15 protein-coding genes and 3 tRNA genes are annotated in these 15,089 nt (G+C 68.7%); 3 read left to right on the top strand and 15 right to left on the bottom strand.

The annotated features are described in order from the left end of the window. Window positions 1-67: 67 nt before the first annotated feature. The 8 genes from rpoB to ABZO31_RS19600 all read right to left on the bottom strand — a co-directional run bounded on the left by rpoB (window position 68) and on the right by ABZO31_RS19600 (window position 8,247). Window positions 68-3,550 carry a DNA-directed RNA polymerase subunit beta gene (gene rpoB / locus ABZO31_RS19635; RefSeq protein ID WP_406862538.1) on the bottom strand — a complete coding sequence of 1,161 codons (3,483 nt, stop codon included), beginning with the start codon at window positions 3,548-3,550 and terminating at the stop codon, window positions 68-70. A gap of 526 nt (window positions 3,551-4,076) precedes the next feature. After that, the gene (gene rplL / locus ABZO31_RS19630; RefSeq protein WP_406862537.1) at window positions 4,077-4,460 is read right to left on the bottom strand and encodes a 50S ribosomal protein L7/L12; all 384 of its coding nucleotides are present in this window, start codon (window positions 4,458-4,460) and stop codon (window positions 4,077-4,079) included. 110 nt (window positions 4,461-4,570) lie between these two features. Beyond that, window positions 4,571-5,101, bottom strand: coding sequence for a 50S ribosomal protein L10 (gene rplJ / locus ABZO31_RS19625; RefSeq protein WP_030757401.1), 531 nt, complete (start codon window positions 5,099-5,101; stop codon window positions 4,571-4,573). Window positions 5,102-5,431: 330 nt separating this feature from the next. Beyond that, window positions 5,432-6,160: a 50S ribosomal protein L1 gene (rplA, locus tag ABZO31_RS19620; RefSeq protein WP_406862536.1), complete on the bottom strand. Its 729-nt coding sequence runs from the start codon at window positions 6,158-6,160 to the stop codon at window positions 5,432-5,434. A gap of 78 nt (window positions 6,161-6,238) precedes the next feature. Further along, window positions 6,239-6,673 (bottom strand): 50S ribosomal protein L11, encoded by a 435-nt coding sequence (gene rplK, locus ABZO31_RS19615; protein ID WP_019888706.1) that lies wholly within the window; start codon window positions 6,671-6,673, stop codon window positions 6,239-6,241. Between the two features lie 159 nt (window positions 6,674-6,832). Next, the gene (nusG, locus tag ABZO31_RS19610; protein WP_406862535.1) at window positions 6,833-7,705 is read right to left on the bottom strand and encodes a transcription termination/antitermination protein NusG; all 873 of its coding nucleotides are present in this window, start codon (window positions 7,703-7,705) and stop codon (window positions 6,833-6,835) included. A gap of 77 nt (window positions 7,706-7,782) precedes the next feature. Next, complete coding sequence (secE, locus tag ABZO31_RS19605) at window positions 7,783-8,070, bottom strand: preprotein translocase subunit SecE (protein WP_406862534.1); 288 nt, start codon at window positions 8,068-8,070, stop codon at window positions 7,783-7,785. A gap of 104 nt (window positions 8,071-8,174) precedes the next feature. Continuing rightward, window positions 8,175-8,247: transfer RNA gene (locus ABZO31_RS19600), tRNA-Trp, on the bottom strand. A gap of 203 nt (window positions 8,248-8,450) precedes the next feature. On the opposite strand from ABZO31_RS19600, the gene ABZO31_RS19595 reads away from it, so the two are divergent. Both ABZO31_RS19595 and ABZO31_RS19590 read left to right on the top strand, forming a co-directional pair. Continuing rightward, the gene (locus tag ABZO31_RS19595) at window positions 8,451-9,677 is read left to right on the top strand and encodes a pyridoxal phosphate-dependent aminotransferase (protein ID WP_406862533.1); all 1,227 of its coding nucleotides are present in this window, start codon (window positions 8,451-8,453) and stop codon (window positions 9,675-9,677) included. Window positions 9,678-9,796: 119 nt separating this feature from the next. After that, window positions 9,797-10,825 (top strand): adenosine deaminase, encoded by a 1,029-nt coding sequence (locus ABZO31_RS19590; protein WP_406862532.1) that lies wholly within the window; start codon window positions 9,797-9,799, stop codon window positions 10,823-10,825. An 8-nt stretch (window positions 10,826-10,833) separates the two neighbouring features. Here ABZO31_RS19590 and ABZO31_RS19585 read toward each other — a convergent pair whose 3' ends face one another. Then, window positions 10,834-11,439, bottom strand: coding sequence for a TetR/AcrR family transcriptional regulator (locus ABZO31_RS19585; protein WP_406862531.1), 606 nt, complete (start codon window positions 11,437-11,439; stop codon window positions 10,834-10,836). A 144-nt stretch (window positions 11,440-11,583) separates the two neighbouring features. On the opposite strand from ABZO31_RS19585, the gene ABZO31_RS19580 reads away from it, so the two are divergent. Then, window positions 11,584-12,222, top strand: coding sequence for an NAD(P)-dependent oxidoreductase (locus tag ABZO31_RS19580; protein WP_406862530.1), 639 nt, complete (start codon window positions 11,584-11,586; stop codon window positions 12,220-12,222). A 61-nt stretch (window positions 12,223-12,283) separates the two neighbouring features. Here the strand turns inward: ABZO31_RS19580 and ABZO31_RS19575 are convergent, their stop codons facing one another. The 6 genes from ABZO31_RS19575 to ABZO31_RS19550 form a co-directional block, all read right to left on the bottom strand. After that, window positions 12,284-13,342: a UDP-N-acetylmuramate dehydrogenase gene (locus ABZO31_RS19575; RefSeq protein WP_406862529.1), complete on the bottom strand. Its 1,059-nt coding sequence runs from the start codon at window positions 13,340-13,342 to the stop codon at window positions 12,284-12,286. Between the two features lie 125 nt (window positions 13,343-13,467). Beyond that, complete coding sequence (locus ABZO31_RS19570) at window positions 13,468-13,896, bottom strand: MaoC family dehydratase (RefSeq protein ID WP_406862528.1); 429 nt, start codon at window positions 13,894-13,896, stop codon at window positions 13,468-13,470. 2 nt (window positions 13,897-13,898) lie between these two features. Beyond that, the gene (locus tag ABZO31_RS19565; RefSeq protein ID WP_406862527.1) at window positions 13,899-14,351 is read right to left on the bottom strand and encodes an FAS1-like dehydratase domain-containing protein; all 453 of its coding nucleotides are present in this window, start codon (window positions 14,349-14,351) and stop codon (window positions 13,899-13,901) included. Window positions 14,352-14,449: 98 nt separating this feature from the next. After that, window positions 14,450-14,614, bottom strand: coding sequence for a 50S ribosomal protein L33 (gene rpmG / locus ABZO31_RS19560; protein WP_003948671.1), 165 nt, complete (start codon window positions 14,612-14,614; stop codon window positions 14,450-14,452). Window positions 14,615-14,702: 88 nt separating this feature from the next. Then, window positions 14,703-14,775: transfer RNA gene (locus tag ABZO31_RS19555), tRNA-Met, on the bottom strand. A 45-nt stretch (window positions 14,776-14,820) separates the two neighbouring features. After that, window positions 14,821-14,893 (bottom strand) — tRNA-Thr (locus ABZO31_RS19550). Window positions 14,894-15,089: the final 196 nt, after the last annotated feature.

Raw genomic sequence — 15,089 nt, 5'->3', positions numbered from 1 at the left:
TGAAACGGGGGTCCTGGGGCCGGCGGGGGACTCAGCGGTGAGGCCGAGTCCCCGCACCGGACTCCCGTCAGACCTCTTCGACGCTGCTCGGCTCGCGCCGGGACAGGTCGATACCGAGCTCCTCCGCAGCGCGGAAGACGTCCTCGTCGGTGTCGCGCATCTCGATGGACATGCCGTCCGAGGACAGCACCTCCACGTTGAGGCACAGGGACTGCATCTCCTTGATGAGCACCTTGAAGGACTCGGGGATGCCGGGCTCAGGGATGTTCTCGCCCTTGACGATGGCCTCGTAGACCTTCACGCGGCCGGTGACGTCGTCGGACTTGATCGTCAGCAGCTCCTGGAGGGCGTACGCGGCGCCGTATGCCTCCAGCGCCCACACCTCCATCTCACCGAAGCGCTGACCACCGAACTGGGCCTTACCACCCAGCGGCTGCTGGGTGATCATCGAGTACGGACCGGTCGACCGGGCGTGCAGCTTGTCGTCGACCAGGTGGTGGAGCTTGAGGATGTACATGTACCCGACCGAGATCGGGTCCGGGAACGGCTCGCCGGAGCGGCCGTCGAACAGGCGCGCCTTGCCGGACGGGAGCACCATGCGCTCGCCGTCGCGGTTCGGGATGGTGTGCTGGAGCAGACCCGCGAGCTCGTCCTCACGCGCACCGTCGAACACCGGGGTGGCGACGTTGGTGCCGGGGGCGACCTGGTCGGCGCCGATCGCCTGGAGGCGCTGCGCCCACTCGTCCGCGAGGCCGGAGACGTCCCAGCCGCGGCTGGCGAGCCAGCCGAGGTGGATCTCCAGGACCTGTCCCGGGTTCATTCGGGACGGGACACCCAGCGGGTTGAGGATGATGTCGACCGGGGTGCCGTCCTCCAGGAACGGCATGTCCTCGATCGGCAGGATCTTGGAGATGACGCCCTTGTTGCCGTGACGGCCGGCGAGCTTGTCACCATCGGTGATCTTGCGCTTCTGGGCCACGTACACGCGGACCAGCTGGTTGACGCCCGGAGGAAGCTCGTCGCCCTCCTCGCGGTCGAAGACGCGGACGCCGATGACCTTGCCGGTCTCGCCGTGCGGGACCTTCAGCGAGGTGTCACGGACCTCACGGGCCTTCTCACCGAAGATCGCGCGGAGCAGACGCTCCTCCGGGGTCAGCTCGGTCTCACCCTTGGGCGTGACCTTGCCGACCAGGATGTCGCCGGCGACGACCTCGGCACCGATCCGGATGATGCCGCGCTCGTCGAGGTCGGCGAGGACCTCCTCGGAGACGTTCGGGATGTCCCGGGTGATCTCCTCGGGGCCGAGCTTGGTGTCACGGGCGTCGACCTCGTGCTCCTCGATGTGGATCGAGGAGAGGACATCGTCCTGCACGAGGCGCTGCGACAGGATGATCGCGTCCTCGTAGTTGTGGCCCTCCCACGGCATGAACGCCACGAGCAGGTTCTTGCCCAGCGCCATCTCGCCGTCCTCGGTCGCGGGACCGTCGGCGAGGACCTGGCCCTCGATCACCCGGTCGCCCTCGTCGACGACGACCTTCTGGTTGACCGAGGTGCCCTGGTTCGAGCGGGAGAACTTGTGCAGGCGGTACGTGTTGTACGTGCCGTCGTCGTTGGCGACCGTGATGTAGTCCGCGGACAGCTCCTGGACCACACCGGCCTTCTCGGCCTTGAGCACGTCGCCGGCGTCGGTGGCGCAGCGGTACTCCATGCCGGTGCCGACGAGCGGGGCCTCCGACTTAATCAGCGGAACGGCCTGACGCATCATGTTCGCGCCCATGAGGGCACGGTTGGCGTCGTCGTGCTCGAGGAACGGGATCATGGCGGTCGCGACCGACACCATCTGGCGCGGCGAGACGTCCATGTAGTCCACGTCGGTCGGCGGGACGTAGTCGACCTCGCCGCCACGACGGCGGACCAGCACGCGGGCCTCGGTGAACTGCAGCTCGTCGTTGAGCGCGGCGTTGGCCTGCGCGATGACGAAGCGGTCCTCCTCGTCGGCGGTCAGGTAGTCGACCTCGTCGGTGACCTGGCCCTCGACGACCTTGCGGTACGGCGTCTCGATGAAGCCGAACGCGTTGACCCGGCCGTACGAGGCCAGCGAACCGATCAGACCGATGTTCGGGCCTTCGGGGGTCTCGATCGGGCACATGCGTCCGTAGTGGGACGGGTGCACGTCTCGGACCTCGAAGCCGGCCCGCTCACGGGACAGACCACCCGGGCCGAGCGCGGACAGACGACGCTTGTGCGTCAGCCCGGACAGCGGGTTGTTCTGGTCCATGAACTGCGACAGCTGGCTGGTGCCGAAGAACTCCTTGATGGAGGCGACGACCGGCCGGATGTTGATCAGGGTCTGCGGCGTGATCGCCTCGACGTCCTGGGTGGTCATGCGCTCGCGCACGACGCGCTCCATACGGGCGAGACCCGTACGGACCTGGTTCTGGATCAGCTCGCCGACGTTGCGCAGACGACGGTTGCCGAAGTGGTCGATGTCGTCGGTCTCGACGACGATCTCGGTGCCGTTCTCGCCGACCGCCTCGGTCTCGCCGGCGTGCAGCTTGACCAGGTAGCGGATGGTGGCGATGACGTCGTCGGTGGTGAGGACGCCCGCGTCCAGCGGCTCGTCGGCGCCCAGCTTCTTGTTGACCTTGTAGCGGCCGACCTTGGCCAGGTCGTAGCGCTTGGGGTTGAAGTACAGGTTCTCGAGCAGCGTCTGCGCGGCCTCGCGCGTCGGGGGCTCGCCCGGACGCAGCTTGCGGTAGATGTCGAGCAGCGCGTCGTCCTGGCCCTGGGTGTGGTCCTTCTCCAGGGTGGCGCGCATGGACTCGTACTCGCCGAACTCCTGCAGGATCTGCTCGGTGGTCCAGCCGAGCGCCTTGAGCAGGACGGTGACGGACTGCTTGCGCTTGCGGTCGATACGCACGCCGACCATGTCGCGCTTGTCGATCTCCATCTCCAGCCAGGCACCCCGGGACGGGATGATCTTGGCGGAGAAGATGTCCTTGTCGGACGTCTTGTCGATGGAGGAGTCGAAGTACACGCCCGGCGAGCGGACGAGCTGCGAGACGACGACACGCTCGGTGCCGTTGATGACGAAGGTGCCCTTGTTGGTCATGAGCGGGAAGTCGCCCATGAAGACCGTCTGGGACTTGATCTCGCCGGTCTCGTTGTTGGTGAACTCGGCGGTGACGAAGAGCGGGGCGCCGTAGGTGAAGTCCCGGTCCTTGCACTCGTCGATCGAGTTCTTCGGCGGCTCGAAGCGGTGGTCGCGGAAGGTCAGCGACATCGACCCGGAGAAGTCCTCGATCGGCGAGATCTCCTCGAAGATCTCCTCCAGACCGGACTTCGTGGGGACGTCCTGTCCCGACTCAAGGGCTGCCTCGACGCGAGCCTTCCACGCCGCGTTGCCGAGCAGCCAGTCAAAGCTCTCGGTCTGCAGCGCGAGCAGGTTCGGAACCTCGAGGGGCTCCTTGATCTTTGCAAAGGAGATGCGCAGCGGGGCGGTGCTGGCACCGGTGTTCATATTGGTCGAGGCGTTGCGCGAGGCGGCCAAGAGGGGGTCCTTCCGAGGGCTCGGACTCACTGCGCGCGTACCGGTCCCAAGCAATGATCAGAGACAGAAACCCCAGGTCAGGGTTATTCCGGCCAGTGATTCTCTTGCGAGGTCATGCCCCTGGTGACGGGCAGGGGGCAGCTAACAGGCAGCGCAAAGGGACAGTGTAGCCACTTGGCCCACTGATGTCCAGGGCGAGTAATTCACGACCCTCGTTGTTCTCAACTCCGCGGTACCTCGCGCCCTGCGGCGCACCTCGATACTGCCCACTCGGTCGTCGATCCATGCCTCGGATACGGATCGTGCGACGACGCGTCCTGAGAATTGCGCGCCGGGTGCGGTTCGTCAAGGCCCCCGGCCTGCGGGGCGCACGGCGAAGATCACCATACTCTGCCCCGGACCCCGTACAGGACCGCCGCCACGCGCCCCCCGGGAACGCCGAAAGGCGACCACCCGCATGGGTGATCGCCCTTCAGTGCTCCCGCGTTACACGCGGCAGAGAGGAGTCAGCAGACTCGCAGAGGTCTTACTTGACCTCGACGGAGGCGCCGGCGCCCTTGAGGGCCTCGGCGGCCTTCTCCGCGGCGTCCTTCGCGACCTTCTCGAGGACCGGCTTCGGGGTGCCGTCGACGAGGTCCTTGGCCTCCTTCAGACCCAGGGAGGTCAGCTCACGCACGACCTTGATGACCTGGATCTTCTTGTCGCCGGCGCCGGTGAGGATGACGTCGAACTCGTCCTTCTCCTCAGCCTGCTCGACCGGGGCGCCCGGGGCACCCGGGGCGGCAACGGCGACGGCCGCGGCGGCGGTGACGTCGAACTTCTCCTCGAAGGCCTTCACGAACTCGGAGAGCTCGATGAGGGTCATCTCCTCGAACTGGGCGAGGAGGTCGTCCTGAGAGAGCTTCGCCATGATGGGCGATCCTTCCACTAATTCGGCAGGTGCCGGATGTACATAGAGGCGGGCGTATCGGCCCGCTACGACCCACGCACTAGGCGGCGCGGATCAATGCGCGAGCCGAATTACTCGGCACCGCCCTGCTCGGCCTGCTTGGCGCGCAGCGCGTCCACGGTGCGGACGAGCTTCGACGGCAGCGCCTGGAAGAGCTGAGCAGCCTGAGACTGCTTGCCCTTGAAGGCACCGGCCAGCTTGCTGAGCAGAACCTCGCGGGACTCGAGGTCCGCAAGCTTCTTGATGTCGTCGGCGGAGAGAGCCTTACCGTCAAGGACACCGGCCTTGATGATGAGGTTCGGGTTCTCCTTGGCGAAGTCACGCAGAGCCTTCGCCGACTCCACCGGGTCACCGGTGACGAAGGCGACCGCGGTCGGACCAGCGAAGTGCTCGTCCAGTGCGGTGATCCCGGCCTCGTTGGCCGCGATCTTGGTCAGCGTGTTCTTCACCACGGCGTACTGGGCGTTCTCACCGAGCGAACGGCGCAGCGTCTTGAGCTGCGCGACGGTGAGACCCCGGTACTCGGTCAGCACGGCGGCGTTGGAGCTCTGGAACGCGTCCTTGAGCTCGGCCACCGATGCAGCCTTGTTGGGCGTCGGCATAGCGCGTCGGCCTCCTTCCGGGTGATGAGGACCGCTCAGAAGGGGCTGAACAAAACAAAACGCCCCGGGCGCAGGCGCACGGGGCTCAGCTCGACCGAGTCGTACGAGGACGATCCGGGAACTCTTCCACGATCACCTGCGCGGGTCGTTCGCATCAATCAGCGAATCCTTCGGCCACCGCACCCTCACGGGCACAGCAACGACCAGCGGTCTTTGGCTTCTGGAAGACCATACGCGAACCGGTACGCGGCAAGCAAATCGGGCCCCGCTCCTCCGGAGAGGTGCGGGGCCCGAGGCGCTTCAGAGCCGGCCCAGGGGACCTTCAGAGGCTCAGACCGCGGCCGGGTCCTCCTCGACGAGGAGGTTGCGGGTGCGGTTGGAGTCCAGCGGGATGCCGGGGCCCATCGTCGTCGTCAGGGTCGCCTTCTTGATGTAGCGGCCCTTGGCGGCGGACGGCTTCAGACGGAGGATCTCCTCCAGAGCCGCGGCGTAGTTCTCGACCAGCTTCGTCTCGTCGAAGGAGACCTTGCCGATGATGAAGTGCAGGTTCGAGTGCTTGTCGACGCGGAACTCGATCTTGCCGCCCTTGATGTCGTTGACAGCCTTCGCGACATCGGGGGTGACGGTGCCGGTCTTCGGGTTCGGCATGAGACCACGCGGGCCGAGGACGCGGCCGAGGCGGCCGACCTTGCCCATGAGGTCCGGGGTGGCCACCACGGCGTCGAACTCGTTCAGGCGCTGGCCCTTGGAGATCTCGTCGATGAGCTCGTCGGAGCCGACGATGTCGGCGCCCGCGGCAACCGCGGCCTCGGCACGCTCACCGGTCGCGAAGACCAGGACCCGGGCGGTCTTGCCGGTGCCGTGCGGGAGGTTCACGGTGCCACGGACCATCTGGTCGGCCTTGCGCGGGTCGACACCCAGGCGGAAGGCGACCTCGACGGTGCCGTCGAACTTCGTGGTGGCGGTGTCCTTCGCGAGGCGGACGGCCTCGAGGGGAGCGTAGTTCCGCTCGCGGTCCACCTTGGCGTCCGCGGAGCGGAGAGCCTTGCTGCGCTTCACTGCTTCTCCTGTTGGTTCAGGTATGGAGTCGTGGTGCGGGCCGCGCCGGCCCTACCACTGAGGTCACGAGGGGGGTGATCAGCCCTCGACCGTGATGCCCATGGAGCGGGCGGTGCCGGCGATGATCTTCGACGCGGCGTCCAGGTCGTTGGCGTTCAGGTCGGGCAGCTTGACCGTGGCGATCTCGCGGACCTGGTCGGCCGTGAGCTTCGCGACCTTGGTCTTGTGCGGCTCGCCGGAGCCCTTGTCCACACCCGCGGCCTTGAGGATCAGCTTCGCGGCCGGCGGAGTCTTCGTGACGAAGGTGAAGGAACGGTCCTCGTAGACCGTGATCTCCACCGGCACGACCATGCCACGCTGCGACTCGGTCGCGGCGTTGTAGGCCTTGCAGAACTCCATGATGTTGACGCCGTGCTGGCCGAGCGCGGGGCCGACCGGCGGGGCCGGGTTGGCCGCACCGGCGTTGATCTGGAGCTTGATAAGCCCCGTGACCTTCTTCTTCTTGGGAGGCATAGCTCTCTCCGGGTCCTAGTGAGAGTTTTCAGCCGATCCATCCGGTCGTCCGGACGGAGGCATACCGCACAACGATAACGGGTATGGCTGCGCGGCCAAAAACCGAGCAGGTCAGAGCGGCTGTAGCAGCCACTCTGACCTGGTCGGAAACCTTTGGGGTCAGTTCTTCTGGATCTGGTCGAAGCTGAGCTCGACCGGGGTCTCGCGACCGAAGATCTCGACGAGGCCCTTGACCTTCTTCGAGTCGGCGTTGATCTCGTTGATCGTGGCCTGGAGGGTGGCGAAGGGGCCGTCGGTGACGGTGACCGAGTCGCCGACCTCGAAGTCCAGCACCTCGACCGTGACCTTGCGGGCCGGCGCCGGCTTGCCCTCGGCCTCGGCGGCCTCGCGGGCGGCCTTCTCCTCGGCCTCCGGGGCGAGCATCTTGACGATCTCGTCCAGGGTCAGCGGGTACGGGTCGTAGGCGTTGCCCACGAAGCCGGTGACGCCGGGGGTGTTACGGACGACGCCCCAGGACTCGTTCGTCAGGTCCATGCGGACGAGCACGTAGCCGGGCAGCTTGTTCTGCCGGACGTTCTTGCGCTCGCCGTTCTTGATCTGGACGATCTCTTCCTCGGGGACCTCGGCCTGGTAGATGAAGTCCTCGACGTTCAGCGAGACGGCACGCTGCTCCAGGTTGGCCTTCACGCGCTTCTCGTAGCCCGCGTAGGTGTGGATCACGTACCACTCGCCCGGCAGACCGCGGAGCTCGTCGCGCAGCGCCTGGACCGGGTCGACCGGAGCGGCCGGCTCCTCCTCGACGACCTCGACCTCGGCCTCGACGGCCTCCGTCTCGTCGGCGGCCTCTGCCTCGTCGGCGGACTCGTCGACCTCGTCCTCGTCGGTCTCGACCTCGCCGGCCTCGTCCTCGACGTGGACAGCGGTCTCCTCGGCGGCCTCGCCCGCAGCGGCGTCAGCAGCCTCGGCCTGGTCCTCGTCGGCGGCCTCGACGATGTCGAGCTCGTCCTCAACGTTCAGGTTCGGGTCAGACACGGTGGCTGCTTCTTCCTGCGATACAGATGGGGTGGAACATGCGAAAAGGGGCGCCGCGGGGGCGCCCTCCGCGGGAATCAGCCGAAGACGTACTTGACTGCTTCCTGGAAGCCCAAGTCAATCACGGTGACAAGGCCGATCATGACGACGACGAAGATGATGACCACCGTGGTGTAACTCGACAGCTGGCTGCGAGTGGGCCAGACGACCTTGCGCAGCTCCGCGATGATCTGGCGGTAGAAGACCGCGAGACGGCCCAGAGGGCCCTTCTTCCCGCGCTTGCCGCCCTTGCGCGGCTTCTTCTTCGAGTCCTGCGCCTCATCCTGGGCATCAGGCATGTCGATGGAGCCTACGGCGTCCGTCACGATCTCTCACCTGATTCCGGGTCGTGGCCGTGCCGCGCCCGGATGGAGCCGCACGGCGGTGCAATGAAGACGTACATGCGCACAGCACCTGGCGGTGTGTGTAGCAGGGCCGGAGGGACTTGAACCCCCAACCGCCGGTTTTGGAGACCGGTGCTCTACCAATTGAGCTACGACCCTTTGTGGTGTCCCCAACCTACCGCATCGTGAGACGTGGTCGGTGAGGGCCAACGAGCAGTGAGTGTACGTGTTCATGAGCGTCGCGTCGAACAGAAAGCACGTCGGGGCGCTGCCGAGCGCCGTGCGTGACCGGTAATGACCGATCCTGTCCGCCCCTCGAAACCTGTGTGCCCGGCCCGAAAGCAGTCTGGGACCATGGCCGCATGAGCGCTGCCACTTCTCCCACCGAGCGCCGGGTCTCCGCCCGAGTCGGCGCGATCTCCGAGTCCGCCACCCTCGCCGTCGACGCCAAGGCCAAGGCCCTCAAGGCCGCCGGCCGTCCGGTGATCGGCTTCGGCGCCGGTGAGCCCGACTTCCCGACCCCGGACTACATCGTCGAGGCGGCCGTCGAGGCCTGCAAGAACCCCAAGTACCACCGCTACACGCCCGCCGGCGGTCTGCCCGAGCTGAAGAAGGCGATCGCCGAGAAGACCCTGCGGGACTCCGGTCTCGAGGTCGACCCGGCCGAGGTGCTGGTGACCAACGGCGGCAAGCAGGCCATCTACGAGGCCTTCGCCGCGATCCTCGACCCGGGCGACGAGGTCATCGTCCCGGCGCCGTACTGGACCACCTACCCGGAGTCGATCCGGCTGGCCGGCGGCGTCCCGGTGGAGGTCGTGGCCGACGAGACCACGGGCTACCGGGTCTCCGTCGAGCAGCTGGAGGCGGCGCGCACCGAGAACACCAAGGTCCTCCTCTTCGTCTCGCCCTCCAACCCGACGGGCGCGGTGTACAGCGAGGAGGACGCGCGCGCGATCGGCGAGTGGGCCGCCGAGCACGGCCTGTGGGTGCTGACCGACGAGATCTACGAGCACCTGGTCTACGGCGACGCGACGTTCACCTCGCTGCCGAAGCTGGTCCCGGCGCTGCGCGACAAGTGCATCATCGTCAACGGCGTCGCCAAGACGTACGCGATGACCGGCTGGCGCGTCGGGTGGATCATCGGCCCGAAGGACGTGGTCAAGGCCGCGACCAACCTGCAGTCGCACGCCACGTCCAACGTGAGCAACGTGGCGCAGGTGGCCGCGCTGGCCGCCGTCTCCGGTGACCTGGACGCGGTCGCGGAGATGCGCAAGGCGTTCGACCGCCGCCGCCAGACGATCGTCAAGATGCTCAACGAGATCGACGGCGTGGTCTGCCCGACCCCCGAGGGCGCGTTCTACGCGTACCCGTCGGTGAAGGGCCTGCTGGGCAAGGAGATCCGCGGCAAGCGCCCGCAGGACTCCGTGGAGCTCGCGGCGCTGATCCTGGACGAGGTCGAGGTCGCGGTCGTCCCCGGTGAGGCCTTCGGCACCCCGGGCTACCTGCGGCTCTCGTACGCGCTGGGCGACGAGGACCTGGTCGAGGGCGTCTCCCGGATCCAGAAGCTGCTGGCGGAAGCGCGCGACTGACGCACCTCCGTGACGGGCCCCCGGCGAGACACCGCCGGGGGCCCGTTCTCACGTTCGGGCAAGGTCCCGATCGTGGAAAGGGACTCCCGTAGTCCATTCGAGTGGGGCAAGATCGGGCGATGGAGCACGTACGCGATCTCACGCTTCTGCCGAAGGCCCACCTGCATCTGCACTTCACCGGCTCGATGCGGCCCACGACGCTGATCGAGCTGGCCGACAAGTACGGAGTGCACCTCCCCGAGGCCCTGACCGGCGGCGAACCGCCGAAACTGCGCGCCACGGACGAGCGGGGCTGGTTCCGGTTCCAGCGGCTGTACGACATCGCCCGCTCCTGCCTGCGCGCCCCGGAGGACATCCAGCGCCTGGTCCGGGAGACCGCGCAGGAGGACGTCCGGGACGGCTCGGGCTGGCTGGAGATCCAGGTGGACCCCACCTCGTACGCCCCGAGGCTCGGCGGCCTGATCCCGGCGATGGAGATCATCCTCGACGCGGTGGAGACCGCCTCCCGCGACACCGGCCTCGGTATCAGGGTCCTGGTGGCCGCCAACCGTATGAAGCACCCGCTGGACGCCCGTACGCTCGCGCGGCTCGCGGTCCGCTACGCCGACCGGGGCGTGGTCGGCTTCGGCCTCTCGAACGACGAGCGGCGCGGGATGGCCCGCGACTTCGACCGGGCCTTCGCCATCGCCCGCGAGGGCGGCCTGCTGGCGGCGCCGCACGGCGGAGAGCTGACCGGCCCGGCGTCGGTCCGGGACTGCCTCGACGACCTGCACGCGGCGCGCATCGGCCACGGCGTCCGCGCCGCGGAGGACCCGCGGCTGCTGCGCCGCCTGGCCGAGCGGGGCGTGACCTGCGAGGTCTGCCCCGCGTCCAACGTGGCCCTCGGCGTGTACGAGAAGCACGAGGACGTCCCCCTGCGCACGCTGTACGAGGCCGGTGTCCCCATGGCCCTCGGCGCCGACGACCCGCTCCTCTTCGGCTCCCGCCTGGCCGCCCAGTACGAGATCGCGCGCCGGCACCACGGCTTCACGGACGCCGAACTGGCGGAGCTGGCACGGCAGTCGGTGCGGGGATCGGCGGTGCCGGAGGACGTCCGGCGGAAGCTGCTGTCCGGGATCGACGACTGGCTGGCCGCTCCGGCGGCCTGAGGCGGCCGTCAGCCCGCCGGGGCGATTCCGGCCATGAGGGTGCGGGCGAGACCGGCGGCGAACTCGTCGAGCGGGCGGGGCGGGCGGCCCTCGGGGGTCATCTCGTAGGCGAAGGCGCGGTGCACGCAGGCGCCCAGGAGCAGGGACGCGGCGGCGTGGGTGTCGGCGTCGGCGGCGATGCGGCCGTGCTGCTGCTCGGCGCGGAGGTAGGCGTCGAGCCCTTCGACGGGCTTGTGGGGGCCCTCGCCGAGCTCCCGCATGACCTCCTCGTGACGGCGCTTGAGCTGCGGCTCGGCGTAGAGGGAGGCGGCCATCGGGAAGGTCTGCTCGTAGAACAGTGCCGCGCTGCGGGCGATCTCGGTGAGGTTCTCCTCGACCGAGCGGCCGCCGGGGTCGGCGGCGAGGGTGTCGAGCAGCGAGCCGAGCCCGGGCAGCCGCTCGTCGAGCACCGTCACGAACAGCTCTTCCTTGCTGCTGAAGTACTTGTAGAGCGCGGCCTCGGAGCAGCCCGCGGCCTTCGCGATCTCCTTGGTGGTGGTGCGGGCGAGGCCGGCGGTCAGCATCAGGTGGCGGGCCGCGTCGACGATGCGGACGCGCGTCGGCTTCTGTTCCACGGAGGCTCCAGTCGGGTTCGCCGGTTGCGCGGACGGGTGAGCGGGTGGGTGAGTGGGTGCTCACCCACCTACTTGACGGGTGGGTGAGTGCCCACCCACCCTAGGGGGTGAGTGAATACTTACCCACCCCGAGGAGGGTGCGACATGAGGCTCACAGTCTTCGGCGCGACCGGCGGCATCGGCCGCGAGGTCGCCGGCCAGGCACTCGCCGCCGGTCATCAGGTGACGGCCGTGGTGCGGGACCCCGCGCGGTTCGCCCTCACCGGCGAACGCCTCGAGGTCGTCCGCGCGGACCTCTCCGACCCCGAGTCGCTGCGCCCCGCCGTCGCCGGCCGGGACGCGGTCCTCTCCGGCCTGGGCGCCCGCAACCGGGCGGACGCGGCCACGGGCGTCGCCGCGCGTCTCACGCGCTCGGTGCTCGCGGCGATGGAGGCGGAGGGAACCCGGCGGCTCCTCGTGGTCAGCGCCGCCCCGCTGGCCGCCACTCCCCCGGACGAGCCGCTGCTCGACCGGATCGCCGTCATGGCGGTCCGGGCCGCTCTGAAGGACGTCTACGCGGATCTGCGGGTGATGGAGGAGGAGCTCGCGCGCAGCGCGACGGACTGGACGTCCGTACGGCCGCCCAAGCTCGGCGACAAGCCGCTCACGGGCACGTACCGGACGGTCGTCGGCGCGAATCCGCGCTCGGGCCGCTCGATCGGCCGGGCGGACGTGGCCCACGCGATGCTCGCGATGGTGTCCGACCCGGCCACGGTGAAGCAGCCGGTGGGCGTGGCGTACTGAGCCGCGTACGGGCCGGCCGCGTACTGCGCCGCGTACCGCGCCGCCCCGGGATCAGGGGCCGTCAGAGCTCGACGCCGACCGTCACCGGCTCGTTGACCAGGGTGACGCCGAAGGCGGCGTGGACCCCGTCGACGACCTCGCGGGCGAGGGCGAGGAGATCCTCGGTGGTGGCCTCGCCGCGGTTGGTGAGGGCGAGGGTGTGCTTGGTGGAGATGCGGGCGGGGCCGCTGCCGTAGCCCTTGGTGAAGCCCGCCTTGTCGATCAGCCAGGCGGCGGAGGTCTTGGTGAAGGCGTCCCCGACGGGGAAGGCGGGCGCCTGGGCCTCGGCGCCGAGGCGCTCGGCGACGCGGCCGCGGAAGGCGTCGAACTCCTCGTTGGTGAGGATCGGGTTCGTGAAGAACGATCCGGCGGACCAGGTGTCGTGGTCCTCGGGGTCCAGCACCATGCCCTTGCTCGCCCTCAGCTTCAGGACGGTCTCCCGCGCGTGCGCCAGCGGCACCCGCTCGCCCATCCCGACGCCGAGGGCGCGGGCGGTCTGCTCGTACGCGATCGGCGCGGACATGCCGCCGGCGTCCTCCAGCTCGAAGCGGACGCGCAGCACGACGTAGTCGTCCGGGCGCTTCTTGAAGAGGCTGTGGCGGTAGGAGAAGTCGCACTGCTCGTTGGTGAGCGTGACGATCCCGTGGTCGACCATGTCGTACGCGACCACCTCGGTGATCACCGCCGCGACGTCCTGCCCGTACGCGCCGACGTTCTGGATCGGCGTCGCGCCGGCCGAGCCGGGGATGCCGGCCAGGCACTCGATGCCCGCCAGCCCCGCGTCGACCGTGCGGGAGACCGCGTCCGACCACACCTCGCCGGCCGCGAGCTCGAGCCGCGTCCCGTCGAGCTCGAAGCCCTTGGTGGCGATGCGCAGCACGGTGCCGTCGAAGCCCTTGTCCCCGATGACGAGGTTGGAGCCGCCGCCGACGATCAGCAACGGCTCGCGGGCCGGGATCTCGCGGATCGCGGCGATCACCTCGGCGTCGGTCGTCGCCGTGATGAGCCGCCGGGCCGGCCCACCGAGCCGGAAGGTGGTCAGGGGCGCGAGGGGGGCGTCGTGGAGTACGTGCACGCGCACAAGGGTACGGGGCGGCCGCGCGGGGCCCCGCTCCCCGGCCCGGAGACGCGTACGGCCCCGGGCCGCCCATGGGGCCCGGGGCCGTACCGCAAGTCCGCCCGGTGTCAGGCGGGTGTCCGCCGGTGTCAGGCGAGCCGGACCACCGCGCGGGACATGCCGAGAACCTTCTGGCCGGCCGACATCGCCGTCAGGTCGACGCGGACCAGGCCGTCGTCCAGCTTGGCCGCGACCTTCGCGCTGACCTCGATCAGCGCGCCGGTCCCGTCGTTCGGCACGACGACCGGCTTGGTGAAGCGGGTGCCGTAGTCGACGACCGCGCCCGGGTCGCCGACCCAGTCGGTCACGACGCGGATCGCCTCGGCCATGGTGAACATGCCGTGCGCGATGACGTCCGGCAGACCGACCTCGACCGCGAACTTCTCGTTCCAGTGGATCGGGTTGAAGTCCCCGGAGGCACCCGCGTACTGGACCAGCGTGGCGCGGGTCACAGGGAAGGACTGCGCCGGCAGCTCGGTACCGACCTCGACCTCGTCGTAAGCGATCTTCGCCGCCATCGTCAGCCCTCCTCGGCCGCGCGCGCCACGAGCTTGGTCCACGCCGTCACGACGTGCTCGCCGCTCTCGTCGTGGACCTCGCCGCGGATGTCCAGGATGTCGTTGCCCGCGAGGGACTTGATCGCCTCGATGGTGGAGACGACGGAGAGCCGGTCGCCGGCCCGGACCGGGCGGGCGTACGCGAACTTCTGGTCGCCGTGCACCACACGGCTGTAGTCGAGCCCGAGCTGCGGGTCCGCGACGACCTGTCCGGCCGCCTTGAACGTGATCGCGAACACAAAAGTCGGCGGGGCGATCACATCGGGGTGCCCGAGCTCTTTCGCGGCCTCCGGATCGGTGTACGCGGGATTCGCGTCGCCGACCGCCTCGGCGAACTCGCGGATCTTTTCCCGGCCGACCTCGTACGGCGCGGTGGGCGGATAGGTCCGCCCCACGAAGGACTGGTCGAGCGCCATGAACTCGTTCCCTCCTGGCTGCTGGTTTTCTGTCGCGGTGCCGACAAACGCCGCGAGGCCGCCCCCGGAAGTGGGGACGGCCTCGTGGTCGAGCCTGTTTAGCGCGTCTCGCGGTGCGCAGTGTGCGCGTTGCAGCGCGGGCAGTGCTTCTTCATCTCAAGACGGTCCGGGTTGTTGCGCCGGTTCTTCTTGGTGATGTAGTTCCGCTCCTTGCACTCCACGCAGGCCAGCGTGATCTTCGGGCGGACGTCGGTGGCAGCCACGTGAGTGCTCCTTGACGGACGGATGGACGGATGAACGCATAAAAGAGTAGCCGATCGAAGGACCGACCCCACAATCGGCTACCGTGTGTAGCGGTGACCGGACTTGAACCGGTGACACAGCGATTATGAGCCGCTTGCTCTACCGACTGAGCTACACCGCTTTGATGATCGGGATCCCACCCGAGGGTGGGGGACCTTCTCACCAGAGCCCCAATACGGAATCGAACCGTAGACCTTCTCCTTACCATGGAGACGCTCTGCCGACTGAGCTATTGGGGCGAGCGATGAAGACATTACACGCTCGGTACCCGTTCGCCCAAATCCGTTTCCCGCCCCCGCCCGGAGGGCAACGCGGCACCCCCTCACGGCCCCCTCACGCCCGCCTCATAGGCCACACGTGCGCTCGTCGGTACGACTATTGCGCTCCTCCTCCACGTCCGGCCGGACCGCCCCTAGGCTCGGGCCCACGCTGCGT

Origin of the sequence: Streptomyces solicamelliae, from assembly GCF_045348655.1 — a bacterium.
Taxonomy (GTDB): domain Bacteria; phylum Actinomycetota; class Actinomycetes; order Streptomycetales; family Streptomycetaceae; genus Streptomyces; species Streptomyces solicamelliae.
This window is presented reverse-complemented; position numbering and strand designations above follow the sequence as displayed.